The organism is Ferruginibacter sp. (genome assembly GCF_028288465.1).
Taxonomy (GTDB): Bacteria; Bacteroidota; Bacteroidia; order Chitinophagales; family Chitinophagaceae; genus Ferruginibacter.
In genome coordinates this window covers 120,550-136,582 of sequence record NZ_JAQBNR010000015.1, presented here as the reverse complement: position 1 = coordinate 136,582, position 16,033 = coordinate 120,550, and the positions used below count along the sequence as shown (strand labels likewise).

Annotated in this window: 11 protein-coding genes and 1 pseudogene; all 12 read right to left on the bottom strand. The window is 42.8% G+C overall.

Features of this window, described 5'->3' with window-relative positions; all coding sequences use genetic code 11:
- Window positions 1–286: 286 nt before the first annotated feature.
- The 12 genes and pseudogenes from JWR61_RS05705 to JWR61_RS05650 all read right to left on the bottom strand — a co-directional run bounded on the left by JWR61_RS05705 (window position 287) and on the right by JWR61_RS05650 (window position 16,017).
- A complete protein-coding gene (locus JWR61_RS05705; protein ID WP_301926876.1) occupies window positions 287–826 on the bottom strand; it encodes an outer membrane beta-barrel protein in 540 nt (179 codons plus the stop codon).
- 416 nt (window positions 827–1,242) lie between these two features.
- Entirely contained in the window at window positions 1,243–1,647 is a 405-nt protein-coding gene (locus JWR61_RS05700; protein WP_301926875.1) for a GDSL-type esterase/lipase family protein, read from the bottom strand.
- Window positions 1,648–1,655: 8 nt separating this feature from the next.
- Window positions 1,656–2,021: a hypothetical protein gene (locus JWR61_RS05695; RefSeq protein WP_301926874.1), complete on the bottom strand. Its 366-nt coding sequence runs from the start codon at window positions 2,019–2,021 to the stop codon at window positions 1,656–1,658.
- A gap of 111 nt (window positions 2,022–2,132) precedes the next feature.
- A complete protein-coding gene (locus JWR61_RS05690) occupies window positions 2,133–3,071 on the bottom strand; it encodes an SGNH/GDSL hydrolase family protein (protein WP_301926873.1) in 939 nt (312 codons plus the stop codon).
- Between the two features lie 8 nt (window positions 3,072–3,079).
- Window positions 3,080–4,531 carry an alpha-L-fucosidase gene (locus tag JWR61_RS05685; protein ID WP_301926872.1) on the bottom strand — a complete coding sequence of 484 codons (1,452 nt, stop codon included), beginning with the start codon at window positions 4,529–4,531 and terminating at the stop codon, window positions 3,080–3,082.
- Between the two features lie 232 nt (window positions 4,532–4,763).
- Window positions 4,764–6,047, bottom strand: a pseudogene (locus JWR61_RS05680) (alpha-L-fucosidase).
- A gap of 180 nt (window positions 6,048–6,227) precedes the next feature.
- On the bottom strand, window positions 6,228–7,589 hold the full coding sequence (locus JWR61_RS05675) for an alpha-L-fucosidase (RefSeq protein WP_301926871.1): 1,362 nt from the start codon (window positions 7,587–7,589) through the stop codon (window positions 6,228–6,230).
- Between the two features lie 405 nt (window positions 7,590–7,994).
- The gene (locus tag JWR61_RS05670; RefSeq protein ID WP_301926870.1) at window positions 7,995–10,145 is read right to left on the bottom strand and encodes an FN3 associated domain-containing protein; all 2,151 of its coding nucleotides are present in this window, start codon (window positions 10,143–10,145) and stop codon (window positions 7,995–7,997) included.
- 85 nt (window positions 10,146–10,230) lie between these two features.
- Window positions 10,231–11,259 carry a 6-bladed beta-propeller gene (locus JWR61_RS05665; protein ID WP_301926869.1) on the bottom strand — a complete coding sequence of 343 codons (1,029 nt, stop codon included), beginning with the start codon at window positions 11,257–11,259 and terminating at the stop codon, window positions 10,231–10,233.
- Between the two features lie 271 nt (window positions 11,260–11,530).
- On the bottom strand, window positions 11,531–12,979 hold the full coding sequence (locus JWR61_RS05660; RefSeq protein ID WP_301926868.1) for a DUF1501 domain-containing protein: 1,449 nt from the start codon (window positions 12,977–12,979) through the stop codon (window positions 11,531–11,533).
- 3 nt (window positions 12,980–12,982) lie between these two features.
- The gene (locus tag JWR61_RS05655) at window positions 12,983–15,304 is read right to left on the bottom strand and encodes a PSD1 and planctomycete cytochrome C domain-containing protein (RefSeq protein ID WP_301926867.1); all 2,322 of its coding nucleotides are present in this window, start codon (window positions 15,302–15,304) and stop codon (window positions 12,983–12,985) included.
- A gap of 245 nt (window positions 15,305–15,549) precedes the next feature.
- On the bottom strand, window positions 15,550–16,017 hold the full coding sequence (locus JWR61_RS05650) for an SRPBCC family protein (RefSeq protein WP_301926866.1): 468 nt from the start codon (window positions 16,015–16,017) through the stop codon (window positions 15,550–15,552).
- Window positions 16,018–16,033 lie beyond the last annotated feature (16 nt).

The window sequence follows — 16,033 nt, the reverse complement described above, 5'->3', positions numbered from 1 at the left end:
GGTCCTGCAAAACTGAAAACTTCCGAGGCGAGTTTCTGCTCTGGGTATGATGCCTCACAATTCTTTACAACCTGCAGGACTCTACTACCTATCACGACGGCATCATCAAATTGTCATAGCCGATTTTATTGTTAATGCGAGAAATCTTCATTGTTAATCGTCGAGTCCTGCAACCATTGCTGGTTGTGGACTTCAGCAACTTGTGCAGAGAGTCGCCTTGGAAACTTACGGGCGGAGATTCGGAGCGGAAAAAATTGAACATTGTTTTAATTTGATGTGATTTTTTTTATCTATCTTCTTCTAAATGAAATTGAAAGCCAATACCAACTTTAATTTCGTTATTAGTACCGGAATAGTCAACAATTTTAGTTGTAGAATAACCAACAGTAAATTCTAGTCCAACGCTTGAATTAAAATATACTACCTGGCCAGCCAAAATTGAAAAAGTGTTTAGTCTTTGGCCTCCGGTAATAGTTCCATAAGAATAACTGCCTTCAGTAAAAAGATTAAAGATATTTTCGGGCTTAAGAAAATAATACCTGGAAAAAGGGCCAATACCAAGAACAGTATTTGAATTAGCAATAGTGTTACTGCCATAAGAAAGTGATGGCCTAAGTCCTAAGGCAAATTTATCTTTTAAGAAATATCCAACGGTAGGGCTTATTTGAAAATTCGTTTGCTTAAACTTCGTAGCAGCCTCACTTGAACTTTGCAATCTGGAATAATTTGCACTACCACTCACTAACCAACTCCCTTTTGTTACCTGGCCGCTTACAGCTTTAGAAAAAATAATTATTGTAAGTACTGATAAAATCGTCTTCTGCATAAATCTATTTAATATTGGTTTTAAAATGTTAAGTGGTAAATGAGGTGGGCTCAGATCATTAAGAAATGGCATTCTCATTTTGTAAGAATACGGCAACATCTTGTAATATTTTCTTACTTTGATTATTTACTAATGAAGATAACGTGGCATCTTTTCGGATAATCACAAAAAAAATATCTACACCACTACAATAAGGCATTTCACGTAATAAATGCTTGGTGCCGATCAAAAAACGACCTGAAATGAAATTTGAATTTTAGATAGACCCAAAGTGCTCCAAAAATGCGGGCGAAATTGCTGGATTTTTTAGAGTAACGTTGGGGAATGCTGAATGATGTTATACTTCAAACCCACTAAACTAACTGCTTAAATGAAATTTTATTTTCTGTTTATTGATTCTGGATAATTATTGTGAATCACGACCTAATAAACGGCAAATGCCTACTCACCTGTTCAATCCATTCCCTCGCCATCAACTCATGCCCGGCAGGCATTGGATGAATACCATCCCAAATCCAGTAATCAGCCGGTGCCTTTGATAACGCTTTATCAAAAGCGGTTTGAAACTCAACAAAAATAGCATTGAATTCTTTACTTAACTTTTTCGCAATGGCCCGGCGTTGTATCATCTCAGCAGAATACTCGGCCCATCTTTCTTTTATTCTGCCAACAGGCAAAATAAATGGCTCGCCAATTACGAGTTGTGTATCGGGTAAAGCTTGTTTTGTTTGTTGCAACAGTTGGCGATAATCCTGTTCAAACTGGCCGGCGGTAAAATGCTTGTCTCCGTGCAGGAGTGCATCCACATCATTGATGCCCACTAAAATGCTCAGCAGGTTGGTTGTATATCGATGGTGTCGGTTTGCCAGCGGGCGGCAAGGTCGGGTACTTTATTGCCGCTGATGCCGCGGTTAAAAAAATGAAATCCTTTCGAAGGAAAATCATACCAAAGCTTGCTTGCAATAATATACTGGTAACCATGCCCCATCACATGGTTCCAGTCTTTGTCCCTGGTGCGGTTGCCATCCGTAATGGAATCGCCCTGGAATAAAAAAGTATAGCCATCGCCTCCTTTGCTCGTGTTTGTTACTACGGATGTCGAGAAGATTGTTGTTGCTGGAAACATAGCCAACGCTCCAAGGCTTGCTGCCTGCTTTAAAAAGTTTCTGCGTTGGCCTGCTGCTTCATTGCTCATGGAATATATTTTAAGTACAACAATTTTATTTCTTTTGGAATTCAATTGTGGAAGATAAACGACCGCATTTTATAAAGGCCTTTTATTCCAGGCTGGTGTACCTGTTTCCCATTATTTTTTGCCTGGAATCAATACTTCAATTGCAGACAGCATCGATGCTGCTTTCGCCTGCGCTTCGCTCAAAGGCAATCCGGTGGCCATTCCCGGGCGGGTGTGCTTGGTTGCCGTGAGCCAGGCATCCCTTAACATGTTCTGCCTTTCTGCAACAAGTGTCAGCAGTTTTTTTGCGTCCTTTGTTTGTGATAAACTTGTTATAATACTATTAGACGCAGCGACTGGTTTAAATCCCAGATACAATAAAATTTGCCGGGCCATAATCCAATGCCCTGTTTCATCGGGATGCACTCCGTCTTGTGTCAGTGCAAAATTTGCATCCAGTTTGCGGTGCTCCTCAAGGTATTTTTTCATTGGATAATGAATATCAATTACCTGCCATTTGGATGAATGTATTTTACTCAGCAACCAATCTGAATAGGTATCCAGCACTTTTGTATAGCCAATAATTTTACCTTTCACTTCATCATAATCCGGTGGCGTTAAGTGCACTATTCTTGCTCCTGTTTTCACCACTTCGGCATGCAACCAGTTGATGCCCTCTTTAAATTTTTGAAACCTTACGGAATCCAAAGGCATATAGATACCATCATTCATTCCATAACAAGCGAATACCAAATCGGGCTTTGTTTGCTCCAGTACACGATCCAGCCGCTCATGTAAATCCGGTCGTGGAAATTTTCCATCCGCATGCCCTGGCTCGGATAAGCCGGATACTGTTTCACTTGGCAAACCAACATTGATGATTTCGAATTGTCGCCCCGGGTACTGAACCCGCAGATACGCTTCCACATCGTTTACATACATGCCAGCCCATGTAATGCTGTTACCAATGAACAGTATTTTTTTAGTAGTCCCGTTAATCACCTGCGCAGTTGACATCGTATATACAAGACTTAAACAACCCCATACAATAATCGCATTAAGCTTCTTCATTTTTTAATTTACAAAGCATTTTTTATTTGTAACACAAATAACTCAGCGGCAACCTCGCCGGGTTTTAACGCAGACAGATCAACGATGGCATCCTGCCCCACCTGTTTAATTTTCAGTGATTTAGTACTTCCTAAAATAGAAACGGAAGCTCCTGAGGCTACTTTAAAATTGCGCAGTTTTATCTGCGGTCTATAATTCGGTATGATGCAAAACAAGTCTTTTCCTTTGGTTGTAAAAAAAGCTTCTACATTGGCAAATTCCTTTTTTGGTTTTACCATTTCTGCAATGCTGTAACCTGCCATAAAAGCTTCGCCTTTCTTCTCTGGCTTTTTGCCTTCGCTCCATTCGTACGGCTGTTTATATGCTTTGGTGCCGTAGATCGCTTCGCCGTTTGTTTGCAGCCAGGCGCCCATGTCTTCCAGCCGCTGCTGCATAATTACTGGTATGCGGCCATCGGCTGTAGGCCCGATATCCAGCAACAGGTTACCGCCTCTTGATACAATATCTGCCAGCATCAAAATCAGGTCGTGACTGCTTTTGTAATCTTCCAGTTTTTCATTGCGGTTATAGCCATACGAGTGACCAATGCCCTGGCTTTCTTCCCAGGTAACACTGGCATCCATGCCGCTGCCATATTCTGATGTAGAATAAGTAGCCCCCGTATTTTTGCTGCGGGTGTTGTTGCCCCAGCGGTCATCTACCACCACCTCTTTTGCTACCGGAGATTCATTGAATAACCAGGCCAGCAGCTCTTCGCTTTTCCAGGCGGTGTCAGACAGTTCCCATTCACCATCAGAGAAAATGACAGATGGTTTGTATTTTGTCACCAGGTCTTTAAACTGTGGTATCATGTGTTCTGATACGTATCTTTTTTTATCCATTAACCACAAGGGATTAAACCATTCATAGAGGGAATAGTAGTAGCCCATTTTTAAACCGGATTTTCTTACGGCCGTACTCAGGTCGCCGAGCAAATCGCGTTTAGGCGTACCCGTTACTGCGTTCCAGGGCCGGTTCCAGTCGCGGTCAGCTTCAGCACTGTTCCATAAACAATAACCTTCATGGTGTTTGGAAGTTAACACTACATATTTAGCCCCTGATTTTTTGAACACATCCGCCCATTGATCGGGGTTAAACATTTCCGCCTTAAATTGTTTTTCAAATTGCGGGTAGGTAAAATCAGCTCCATAATTTTTATTGTGAAAGGCTGTAAAGTTGCTATTCTTTTCCTGCAGGCGATACCAGTACCACTCCGCATAACTATCGCCGCTGTTGGGTATTACCGGTGCATAAGCAGGCACTGCATACACGCCCCAATGAATAAAAATGCCAAACTTATCCTGCTGAAACCATTCAGGCATTTTGCGGGTATTAAGTGATGCCCAGTTGGGTTGAAAGGTCTGCGCAAAGGCTGCACCAAAAGTGAGCAGCGCTACAAACAGGAGGTGTATTTTTTTCATCTTCTTCTTTATTTAGAGCGTGTTATTGTGAATGGTGAATGGTCAATTGTGAATGGTCAATAGTCAATGGTCGATAGTCGATAGTCGATAGTCGATAGTCAATAGTCAATAGTCAATAGTCAATAGTCAATAGACAATAGACAATGGTCAGCGTTAGCATTTAGCGTCTCCACCCGGTATTCACTATTCACCATTCACAATTGACTATGCACCACTCGCCATTCACCACTCACTACTGACCATTCACTTTTATCACCGGTATTTGTTCCGCATTTTTATCCAACTCCAGCATTATAACTGAACTTACGGCGTCGGGTAATGCATTAGGTAAATCAATGATGATGGGCGAAGCTGTTTCCTGCCTAACAATGACTGCGGGTCCATTCATGAAATGCGCTTTCAGAATTTTCACTCCGGGTAAAGGCGGCAGTTCCAGTGTGGCTGCTTTCCTTTCAAAAATATGCAGGTAAATAGTGTTACCCTTTCTTGTGGCAGCATATGTTTCGTTGGGATAATAAGGGCCACCCTTTGTACCATAAATGGACTCGCCATATTTTTTCAACCAGTTGCCCATCTCCTTCAAACGGTTTACCTGCCTGGCTTCCATCCTGCCATCCATCATCGGACCAACATTAAAAAGCAGGTTACCATTGCCGCCAGCGGTTTTGATCAGTGTCTGCAAACATTGCCTCAGCGACTTCATTTCATCATTTGGTTTCCATGCCCATTGGTTACAAATGGTGATACAGCTTTCTCATGGATCGTCCATATTCAATGCGCCCACTTTTTGTTCGGGGGTAAGATAATCGCCTACCGACTCTGATGAAAAAGCAATGTGCTCTCCTTTGCCCAACCGGTTGTTGATGATTACGTTTTTATCAAGACTTTTGATGTACTGGTAAACATCCACTGCATATTCCTTTGTCCACGGCTTTTCCCAGTTGCCATCAAACCAGAGCATATAGGGCTTGTATTGTGAAATCAGTTCCTTTAATTCTTTCTTAATTGTACCAACAAAGCGGGGCATATTACCGGGTACATTTTTGGTAGAATCGTGCGGACTGTGCACCGGGTAATCCGCGTCGTGCCAGTCTAACACCGTGAAATAAATACAAAAGGCAATGCCCTGTTTTTTACAAGCCGCAGCAAGCGCACCAACAATATCTTTTTTGAAAGGCGTATGCATGATGTTGTAATCAGAAGCCGCAGTAGGCCATTCGCAAAAGCCATCATGGTGTTTGGCAGTGATGGTGATGTATTTCATTCCGGCATCTTTCGCAGCTTTTACCCATTGATCTGCATTAAATAATACCGGGTTAAATTCTTTATAGAGGTTATCATATTCTTCTGTGGCTACTTCACTTCCGCGGCTCCAGCCAATCTCTGTACCACGTAAACTTACCGGGCCAAAATGTATGAACATGCCAAAACGCTTGTCCATAAAACCATCAATAACCGGTTTGGAAGTTTTAATGCCCGGCGCCAATTGCTGCGCTTGCAAGGAGCAAGAGAGCATTGAAAGAACAACAGCTAAACAAATCGTTTCAAGCATTCGCTTTTTGTTTCCCTGTGGTCCTGCTGTTAGCATAGCTGAAGAATATTTTATTATGACGGCAGTATTTGAAATGTAACGCTGTCGCTTTGTAATTTAGATAAATAAAACCTTGAAATGTACTTTGAGAATAAAATCAGTCAATCAATTCACAGTTAATTCCACCACCGGAATTTCATAGACAGGCTTTTTTTCAGGTAATGTTAACAGGATATCATTGCCTTGTTCCATCATCTTCAGCTCCGAATTGTCATGCAAAAACTGGGCATATTTTATTTTGCCTTTGTAACCCGGTAACAACAATTTACCATCAGCAGGATACTCAAACAAATGCACGTACAGGCGCTTTGCAGCTGCATTGTAGGTGAGCTTATCATTTGAAGGAACCTGGTAAGTGTCAGGCGCAAAGCTGCAATAGTAAATAGATTTGTTGTTGGCATGCATCCAATGCGAAAGACTGTCCAGTGCGTTGTTGGCACGGTAATCAAATTCGCCCCTGGCAGTTGGACCAACATTTAAAATCAGGTTGCCGCCATTGCTGGTGGAACTGATCAACAGATCAAGTAATTGCCGGTGAGTTTTCCATGAATTTTCATCACGGTAATAACCCCATGACCCGGAAAATGTCTGGCAGGTTTCCCATGTTTTGCCTTTGTATTTTGCGAGCTCTTCGGGGCTTACCTGTTCGGGTGTATCAAAGTCTTCGCCATCAGCATAATCGCCCAGGTCGAGCCGGTTGTCTACAATAATGCCTGGTTGCAGTTTTCTTATTTGCTTTATCAGCGCTACAGAGTTCCAGTCGTTTTTGCCCTTGCCATATTTTTCAGGATAAGAAAAATCAAGCCAAAGGATATCAATCTTACCATAATTTGATAACAGTTCGGTTACCTGGTTGTAGAGGTAAGTGCGGTACTTCGCCATGTCTCTTCCCTTGTTCAATCTTGCATAAGCGGTATCGCTGTCAGTAAGCGGCCGTTGCGGGTGTACTTTGTCAATCGGAAAATCAGGATGATGCCAGTCGATCAATGAATAATAAAAACCAATCTTTATTCCTTCGGCTCTAAAAGCATCCACATACTCTTTTACGAGGTCTCTTTTGGCGGCAGTTTTGGTGGCTTTGTAATCGGTGTATTTGCTGTCGAATAAACAAAATCCTTCATGATGCTTGGTGGTGAGTACGGCATATTTCATACCCGCTGCTTTTGCTTCCTTCGCCCATTTTTTGGGTTCAAAAAGATCGGGATTAAACTCATCAAAATATTTTTGGTAGGTTTCGTTGGTAATGCGTTCCTGGTTCTTCACCCACTCATGCCTGGCAGGCAATGCATACAAACCCCAGTGAATAAACATGCCGAAACGGGCATCTGTCCACCATTGCATGCGTTTTATTTTTTGCGCAGGTGTTTCATTGCTGAGGGATGGTTTTGTTTGTGCGCTGGTTTCATTTGTAAAAGATGATACCAGTATCAATAGCATACAACAAGCCAGTGGTAATAATTTTTTCATGCAGTATATTTATTTTTAAGAACTATTTTATGAAATGAATGACGATTTTTTTTCTTTAATTCATGCCGTTCAGCTAGAAGTAGTAACAGCACCAATCCCTGCAGTGTAACGAGTCGTATCGTGGCCTGGAAAGTTAAACACTTCAAATAAATACAAAGATCTTTTCTATTTGAATAGTCGCCTCCTCAGCCGGCGGGCTGTGTAACTGGAACGCCGCTGCTTTTGCTTCTTTCAAAAAATATGCTGCGCATTTTTCAAATTCCGGCAAGCCGGAACAGTAGCAAAAGAGGCGGCTTATCCAGTTACTGTTTTCAACTCGAAGAACGATTGAAGAGTCTTCTTTTTCTGCCAGTTTAACACAAAGAATAAAAGCTTTTCAAACTAAAGACCTAATCCTATGCTCACTTAATTTAAAAAAATCTCATCCACAAAAATCCATCCCTTATCACCCTTTCCCCGATGCCAGAGCGGTAGTTTTGCAACAGGTACAACCACCACTTTTATGTACTTTTCTTTCACCGCTTCAAATGCCAGGTCGTACCCTTTTAAATAAGCAGGTGCCGCCTTATCCGGCTGCGTTGGATTTATTTTTTTCAATAACCGGAGATGAGCCAGATCATTGCCAGCCCAGACTTCCAGCTGTTGGGGCGGCATGATATAGCCATCGATGTTAATCAAACTGCTAACCGTAACCGACGAAATAGTTCTGAGTGTATCGAAATATAAAACTGCTTGCATCGGTGCACCGCGGTAGCCGATCCATTTGCCGCTTCCCTGGTTCAGATCACCTTTTTGCGCATCAGACAAAATTGTAGCCGGCATTGATTTATAAGGCACATCCGCCGAAGCTTGTATAAAACGAATCGAATCAATTTTAAAGCCGGCTTTGTAAAAAGTTTTCTCTACTACATCACTGCTGATCCATCCTGTTTTATAAGCCTTTGCTTTTACGGTAATATTTTTATCGAGCATTACATCTCCTTTATAAACAGGTGATGAAATACTATCGGGGTCTTTACCATCTGTTGTGTACCGGATGGTAACACCTCTTACAAAGTGTTTTAGTTTCAAAGGCGTAGGTTGTAACAGCACCTGTTCTTCATTTTCAACCATTGGCTTGTTTAATTTTATAACAATGGTATCACCTGTAAAGCCCGTTTCTATTTTGGTATTTTTAAATTGCTTTTCAATTGCTGCTAAATTTTCAGACTGTGCCGGTGTGCTCCAAATGTACAGCTGGCTTAGCTTTGGTAAAGCCGTCAATACATTTAAGCTGGCTGCATTGATACTTGTACCGGACAACGATAACTGTTTTAATTCTTTAAGCGCATTCAGTGCTTTTAAACCAGTTCCTTTAATATTAGTGAATGATAAATTAAGTTTACGGAGGTTGGTGAATTGCGCAATGGTGGCAAGATCATCATCCTGCACAGGCATTTTATTTAAGTTAAGCGTAACGATCTGTTCTTTTACCGCCAGCAACTCTTTAAGTTGCTCCGGCTTAAATTGGGCAGCACCAAAAAACTGTACACCCAATGCAGGTGAGCCCAAAGCCAATGGTGCAACCAACCGGTAATTATTCCGCAACTCTTTTATTTTGCTTTCATCGGCAGGCTTAAAAGTATAGTCGTCCGTTTCTATTGTATTGAATAAAGCCGTGGCCAGCGTGCGGAGTGTATCCGTTGCCGGTAGTGCCGCGACTTTGGCCGTGTCGTTGGCACCCATTTTTAACCAGTGGTATAAAATGCTGATCTCATCACCCGTAAGCTGCGGCTTGCCAAGGGGTGGCATGTGCTTTTTATTTTCTTCCGGTAAGTGGATCCGGTTCATCAACAATCCCAGATCCGGTTGCGTCAAATCCCATAATGCGCCATCCTTACCACCTTTTTTTAATGCCGAAAATGATGCCATCACCAGTTCGCCTTTTGCTTTTTGCGGATTGTGACAACTGACACATTTGGCTTTAAAAATAGGCTGTACCATGTTGGCATACACAAAGGCGTCTTCAAATAAAACGGGGGCTTGCTCCTGGTCTTTTGAAACCGGCGCCAGTATAAAGTTATCTCCGTGGGTTATGTCTGCACCGAGGTGACCGGTAATAATAACAGATGCAACACCAACTACGGAAGCCATTACCAGTATGGCTTTGCTGCGTCTTACGCTGCTACGGAAAGCATACCAGCCGAGTGATAATAATGAAACGATGATACCGCCCCATTTATGCCAGGCGACTACTTCCTGTGTGTAACCGTTTTCTTTTGACAGTAATAATCCCATCAATGCACTGATGACAGAAGTGATGGAAGCCAGCAATAACAGGCCATCGCCGATGGACTCCTGTTCAGTTGAGGATGATTTTTTTAAGCGGGCAACCACCTCCCAAAAAATGCATAGCAGGAACAACACGATGGGAAAATGCAACAGCAGGGGATGCATGCGGCCGATGGTTTGTACCCACGGCGGAACAATCAATCCTTTCTCAAAAATTAATAAAAATACCAGCAGGCAATTGAATGCAAAACTGGTATTGTACAAAATGGTTTTCCACCGCTGCATATTTTTTATTCAATTTTATTCTTCTTACAATACAATGCCCCACTGCTTTTGGCAGTTATTTTTACATCAAAAAAGAAAACGATTGTTATACAACCGGGGATAATTTATAGGGATACACTTTACCGGAATTCCATTGTGCGATGTACAAATTTTCTTCATCGTCTATACATACATCATGAGGATAATCAAAATATTTGGTGGCCTGTTTCATCTCCTGTAGTTTGTTGTCAACATACATCGGCTCGCTGCCGCCAAGGTTAGATACAACCTTAAAATTTTTGTCCAGTATCGTTACGAAGCCGGATTGTTTCCAGAGACTAGAATTGCTTTGCAACACGGCAGAGTATAAATATTCTCCTTTGATCACCGGCCGGCAAACCCATGCACCAGGTAGTGGAATGGTATCAATATATTCGCCATTGAAAGTATATCTCTTAAAGGCATTTTGCTGACGGGAAGTCACCAACAGGCAAGGTTTTTTCGCATCCCTGTTATCAATGCAAACGCCATGTGCATTTAGTAAATGTTTCGGTTCATCGCCTCTGCCACCAAAATGGCTGATGTAGCGCCCGCTTGCATCGTAGCGGATGATGAAATCTTTTCCATATCCATCGGCTACATAAATATCGCCATTGGCAGCAATGGCAGTCTCTGTTGGAATGTATTCTTCCGCCTTGGTATATTGTCCTGTTTCTTTGGGATAATTCAGCGTGAGCAGTACCCTTCCATCCAGCGTGGTTTTAATTACCTGGTGACGATTGTTGTCGCAGATAAACAATACTTCCGTTCCATTTTCATTGAAGATCGTAAGCCCGTGCGCCCCTGGATATTCGCTTCCCCAGGTATTTAATAATTTGCCGCCTTTATCATAAATAAGCACATTGTTTTTTATTTCGTTGGTTAGCAAAATGATCCGGCCTTTGCTGTCCTGCACCATTTCATGGCAATCATTTACCGGGTTGCGTGCCACATCCGCCTGGCTCCAATGGTTGTTGAGGCGATAGCGTTTGTTGCCCTGGCCAAGCACAGGATCATCATAAAAAGCCTGTGACGGCTGCATGATAAGTCCGGCTGCGGCAATAGAAGAGTTCCTGATAAATGTTCTGCGGTGCATATGGGTTATTTTTATGAGGTTAATTTTATTAAGCAATCTTTACCAACCCCGTCAGCGGTTAAAAACCCTGACGGCGGTTGTTGAGTAATATTGAATTAAGCTTTTAGCTTTCAATCCAAATGTCTTTTCACGTATTCACGATCTCAGCTGCTCCCTTCTCAACCGCCGACGGGGCTGAAAGCCGCCGTCGGGGTTATGTTATCCCCAACCTCCGTCCGCGAGCTAAATTCTCCGGTCTGACCTTCGGTGCCGACCGGGAGTGAGCGAAGTGCTACGCCACGATCCCCTTGACCACATTACCAGCCACATCCGTTAACCGGTATCTTCTGCCCAAATGTTTAAAGGTTAGCTTTTCATGATCAATACCCATCAGGTGCAATACCGTGGCATGAAAATCATTTACATGCACCGGATCTTTGATTACGTTATATCCAAACTCATCTGTTTCGCCGTATACGCCGGGCTTTACGCCACCGCCTGCCATCCAGATGGTAAAGCACCTGGGATGATGATCGCGGCCGTAATTTAATTTTTCCAGTTTGCCCTGGCAGTAATTCGTGCGGCCAAATTCACCGCCCCAGATAATGAGTGTTTCGTCAAGGAGGCCCCGTTGTTTTAAATCGGTAATCAATGCTGCCGAAGCCTGGTCGGTATCCATACACTGTCCCTTGATTTCGTTGGGTAAACCACCGTGGCTATCCCAGCCCTGGTGATACAATTGCACAAAGCGAACACCGCTCTCCGACAGCTTTCTTGCCAGCAAACAATTGGCGGCATAGGTGCCGGGTATCAGGCAATCCGGACCGTATAGTTTTACAATATCTTCAGGTTCCTTGCTAACGTCTGTAATTTCAGGCACCGCTGTTTGCATGCGGTAAGCCATTTCGTATTGCTGTACTTTGGCATTGATCTCGGGGTCGCCGGATTCCTGGAATGTTTGCGCATTCAGTTCCTCCAGCTTATCCAGCATCTTTCTTCTGTCTGCCTTATCAATACTTTCAGGATTGTTAAGATACAACACCGGGTTATCGCCGCTGCTAAACTGCACGCCCTGGTGAACAGAATCTAAAAATCCATTGCTCCATAATTTTGAATAAACACCCTGGCCATTGCCTTTGCCTTTGGACAACAGTACACAAAATGCAGGCAGGTTTTTATTCTCACTACCCAACCCGTAACTAAGCCATGAGCCCATGCTGGGGCGGTTGCCCACCTGTGCGCCGGTTTGAAAAAAGGTAAGCGCCGGATCATGATTAATGGCTTCGGTATGCATGCTTTTTACAAAACACAAATCATCCACCACCTTAGAAGTATAAGGCAACAATTCACTGATCCATGCCTTGGCTTCACCGTATTGGTCGAACCTGAAAGCGGTACCAGCCAAAGGAAATTTCTTCTGGTCTGCCGTCATACCGGTAAGACGCTGGCCCATGCGGATGGACGCAGGAAGATCCTGGCCAAACATTTCGTTCAGCTTCGGTTTGTAATCAAACAAATCCAGTTGGGAAGGTGCTCCATTCTGAAAAAGATAGATGATCCTTTTTGCCTTGGGCGCAAAATTGGGCAGGCCGGCCAGCAACATTTCTTCATCGCTTTTGGCACCGAATAAATCCGGTATCAACAACGATCCCAATGCTACACTACCAATGCCTAAGCTCATTCTTGACAGAAACTTACGCCGGTTCATACCCAGCCCGTGTTCCAGAATTCGTTTATCCATAACTTATGTTTTTATAATGGCCTCTTCCATATTGTACATCATACTGATTGTCTTCATCAATGCAGCCGTTGTATTGGCTTCCACATTTTTATCCTGCGGATATTCACCGGCATTTAAAGTGGTGTTTGCATTCAGTTGCTTCTGCTGAAATTGTTTCAACTGGTCATCGAAATAAGATTTCAGGATGTCCATTTCTTTGGTACCAGCTGTTCTGCAAATGATACGGTGAAACGCTTTTTTTATCTTTTCTTCCGGTAATGATTTTTCTTCCATCAGCTTTTGTGCAAATACCCTTGAAGCTTCCAGTACGGTGGGATCATTCATCATCATCAATGCCTGCAGAGGCGTATTGGTTTGGGTACGTTTTACTTCGCACTGGTCACGGTTACTGGCATCGAATAAAATCATGCTGGGCGGTGGAACAGTTAATTTTATAAACGTATACATACCTCGCCGGTACAGCGCTTCACCTTTATCCTGCTTGTAAGTGGCCAGCTCTCCCCTGCCTGAACTTGCCATTTCCCACAGGCCTTTTGTTTGATATGGTTTAACACTTGGGCCGCCGATTTTATCTACCAGCAAGCCACTGCTGGCGAGTATAATGTCCCGTACAAATTCTGCTTTTACTTTCATGCGGGGTGCACGGCTAAGCCAGATATTTTCAGGATCTTTTTTATAGTTTTCATCTTTTACTTTGCCTGACTGTCGGTAGGTCGCAGATGATACAATTTGCTTGACGAGTCGCTTTACATCCCAGCCATGTTCCATAAAATCTACCGACAGCCAGTCGAGCAATTCCGGGTGTGTGGGCAGTTCGCCCTGCATACCGAAATCACCTGCTGTTTTTACAATACCACGACCAAAAATTTCCTGCCAGATATGATTTACAAAAACCCTTGCCGTAAGCGGATTGTTCTGGCTCACCGTCCAGGCTGCCAGGCCGAGGCGGTTACGTGGTGTAGCCACTGTATCAAAAGGCATCACCGCTTTTATTGCAGAAGGCATTACTTCTATTGTTGGCTGATCGTACACACCGCGGTTGAGGATATATGTTTTACGCATGGTATCCCGTTCGCCCATCACAGACACTGTCATGGCACCCGTATCTTTTTTATTGATAAACGTGAGCACGCTTCTAGCCTCTGAATCGCTGATATTTAAAATAGGATTTTTTGCAGGCTTTGAAACCGATACATCGCCTTCGTAGCCTACCTCTTTCGTGTTATTAAAAAAGGCAAATAACTCGTAATATTCTTTTTGAGAAATGGGATCGTATTTATGATCGTGGCACTGGGCGCACTCTGCTGTTAAACCTAAAATGCCTTTGGTGTAGGTTTTGGTTTTATCCAGAATATAGCTGATGCGGTATTCTTCCGGCACAACTCCTCCCTCTTCCGTGTATTTATGGTTGCGGAAAAATGCGGTAGCCAATACTTCTTCCTTATTGGCTTTGGGCAACATATCACCCGCTATTTGCCAGGTAAGAAATGTATTGTAGGGAAGGTTTTCATTAAAGGCATGAATCACCCAATCCCTCCAGGCCCACTGTGTTCTTACATTATCATCCTGGTAACCATAGCTGTCTGCGTAGCGTGCGATATCCAACCAGTGTACCGCCATTTTTTCTCCGTATTCAGGCCGGTTCAATAAAGTATCTATCAGCACATCATACGCATTGGGATTTTTATTGGCCATAAAATCATCCATCATTTTTTCTGTCGGTGGTAAGCCCGTTAAATCCAATGACAGTCTTTTTAATAACCTTTCTTTATCTGCTTCTTCATTCATGGAAACGCCTGCCGCTTCCTGTTTGGCAATTATAAAATTGTCAATTTCATTTTTTACAACTTCTTTATTTTTGACTGCAGGAACCGGCGCCTTAACAGGTTTTACAAAAGCCCAGTGCGGCTCGTATTTGGCACCTTCGCTGATCCATTTTTTAAAAAGGGCAATTTCATGGGCTGATAAAACACCGAGGTGAGAAGAGGGTGTTGGCATCTGGTAACCGGTATCCAAACTGGAGATGCGTTTGTACACTTCTGATTCTTCCGGCTTAAACGGAACAAATGCAAAAGCGCCTTTGGTTTCTTTCAAAGGCTTAAATGCAGAGTCAGGAATATCAAGCCGCAAACCAGCTTCTCTTTTATTTACATCCGGACCATGACATTTAAAACATTTATCAGATAAGATAGGGCGGATATGAAAGTTGTAACTCACTTTATCCGGCATTGTTCCGGCAATGCTGCTGTTATTATTCATACAGGCCAGCCAGCCGAAAACAGTTATAATTAATAAGGCAAATACGCCCAGTATTTTAAATTTCATACAGCTTACTTTTACAATTCAATCTTTTATTCGTCAATATAATTCAACTCAAATAAATCAACTGTTCAGTGGCCGGTATGGCGTACCGGCGGTGGCGTTTAATAAAGCAATCATTTGTCAATAATAACACTAATATACCCTTAAGGTTTCCTTTCTATTAACCAAGTCTGCCTTAATTTTAATATTCGATTTTAAAGTCAGACATTAACCCCGAAGCTAATGAAAGCTATTGCAACTTGAAGACTTTACAAACCAGATATCTGAGATCGTTCAATTTCCACATTTCTTTTCAAATCAACCAACCGCTGTTTCACGTTGTTTTGTAAGTTACGTTTTATTAAAATTGTTGCCAAATTGAAAGGGAACCGGAGTGAAAAGGAATATAAAAATATCACCTCCGTTTTGTTATCACTTATTTTCCTGAAGGTCCAGGATCCCAGGAAGGATGCAAATAGAAAAGGCCCCCGGGTCATTTTAATGGCTGTCGCCAGAGGCCTGTTAAATGTAATATATTCCGTCACCATACCGATGCCGTTTTTAGCTACGCAAAATGCCCGCGCTCCTTTATCCGCGTGCTCCGCGCCTTCTATCAGATCCGCCTTTTTTAAAAAGGTATCCCATTGCAGCCGTTTGCGGTAATCCTGGGTAAAGTCAAAAATTGCTACTGCATTCCCGTCAATGATTATCTTTTCCGAAAATTTTATTGCATGCATTTGGCTTGTTTGCCCG

What these genes read in the sequence shown, in the direction of transcription:
- JWR61_RS05670 (WP_301926870.1), bottom strand. Translation starts at nt 10,145, where the DNA reads ATGCAGCGGTGGAAAACCATTTTGTACAATACCAGTTTTGCATTCAAT.
- JWR61_RS05660 (WP_301926868.1), bottom strand. Translation starts at nt 12,979, where the DNA reads ATGGATAAACGAATTCTGGAACACGGGCTGGGTATGAACCGGCGTAAG.
- JWR61_RS05650 (WP_301926866.1), bottom strand. Translation starts at nt 16,017, where the DNA reads ATGCATGCAATAAAATTTTCGGAAAAGATAATCATTGACGGGAATGCA.
- JWR61_RS05655 (WP_301926867.1), bottom strand. Translation starts at nt 15,304, where the DNA reads ATGAAATTTAAAATACTGGGCGTATTTGCCTTATTAATTATAACTGTT.
- JWR61_RS05675 (WP_301926871.1), bottom strand. Translation starts at nt 7,589, where the DNA reads ATGAAAAAATTATTACCACTGGCTTGTTGTATGCTATTGATACTGGTA.
- JWR61_RS05705 (WP_301926876.1), bottom strand. Translation starts at nt 826, where the DNA reads ATGCAGAAGACGATTTTATCAGTACTTACAATAATTATTTTTTCTAAA.
- JWR61_RS05665 (WP_301926869.1), bottom strand. Translation starts at nt 11,259, where the DNA reads ATGCACCGCAGAACATTTATCAGGAACTCTTCTATTGCCGCAGCCGGA.
- JWR61_RS05685 (WP_301926872.1), bottom strand. Translation starts at nt 4,531, where the DNA reads ATGAAAAAAATACACCTCCTGTTTGTAGCGCTGCTCACTTTTGGTGCA.
- JWR61_RS05690 (WP_301926873.1), bottom strand. Translation starts at nt 3,071, where the DNA reads ATGAAGAAGCTTAATGCGATTATTGTATGGGGTTGTTTAAGTCTTGTA.
- JWR61_RS05695 (WP_301926874.1), bottom strand. Translation starts at nt 2,021, where the DNA reads ATGAGCAATGAAGCAGCAGGCCAACGCAGAAACTTTTTAAAGCAGGCA.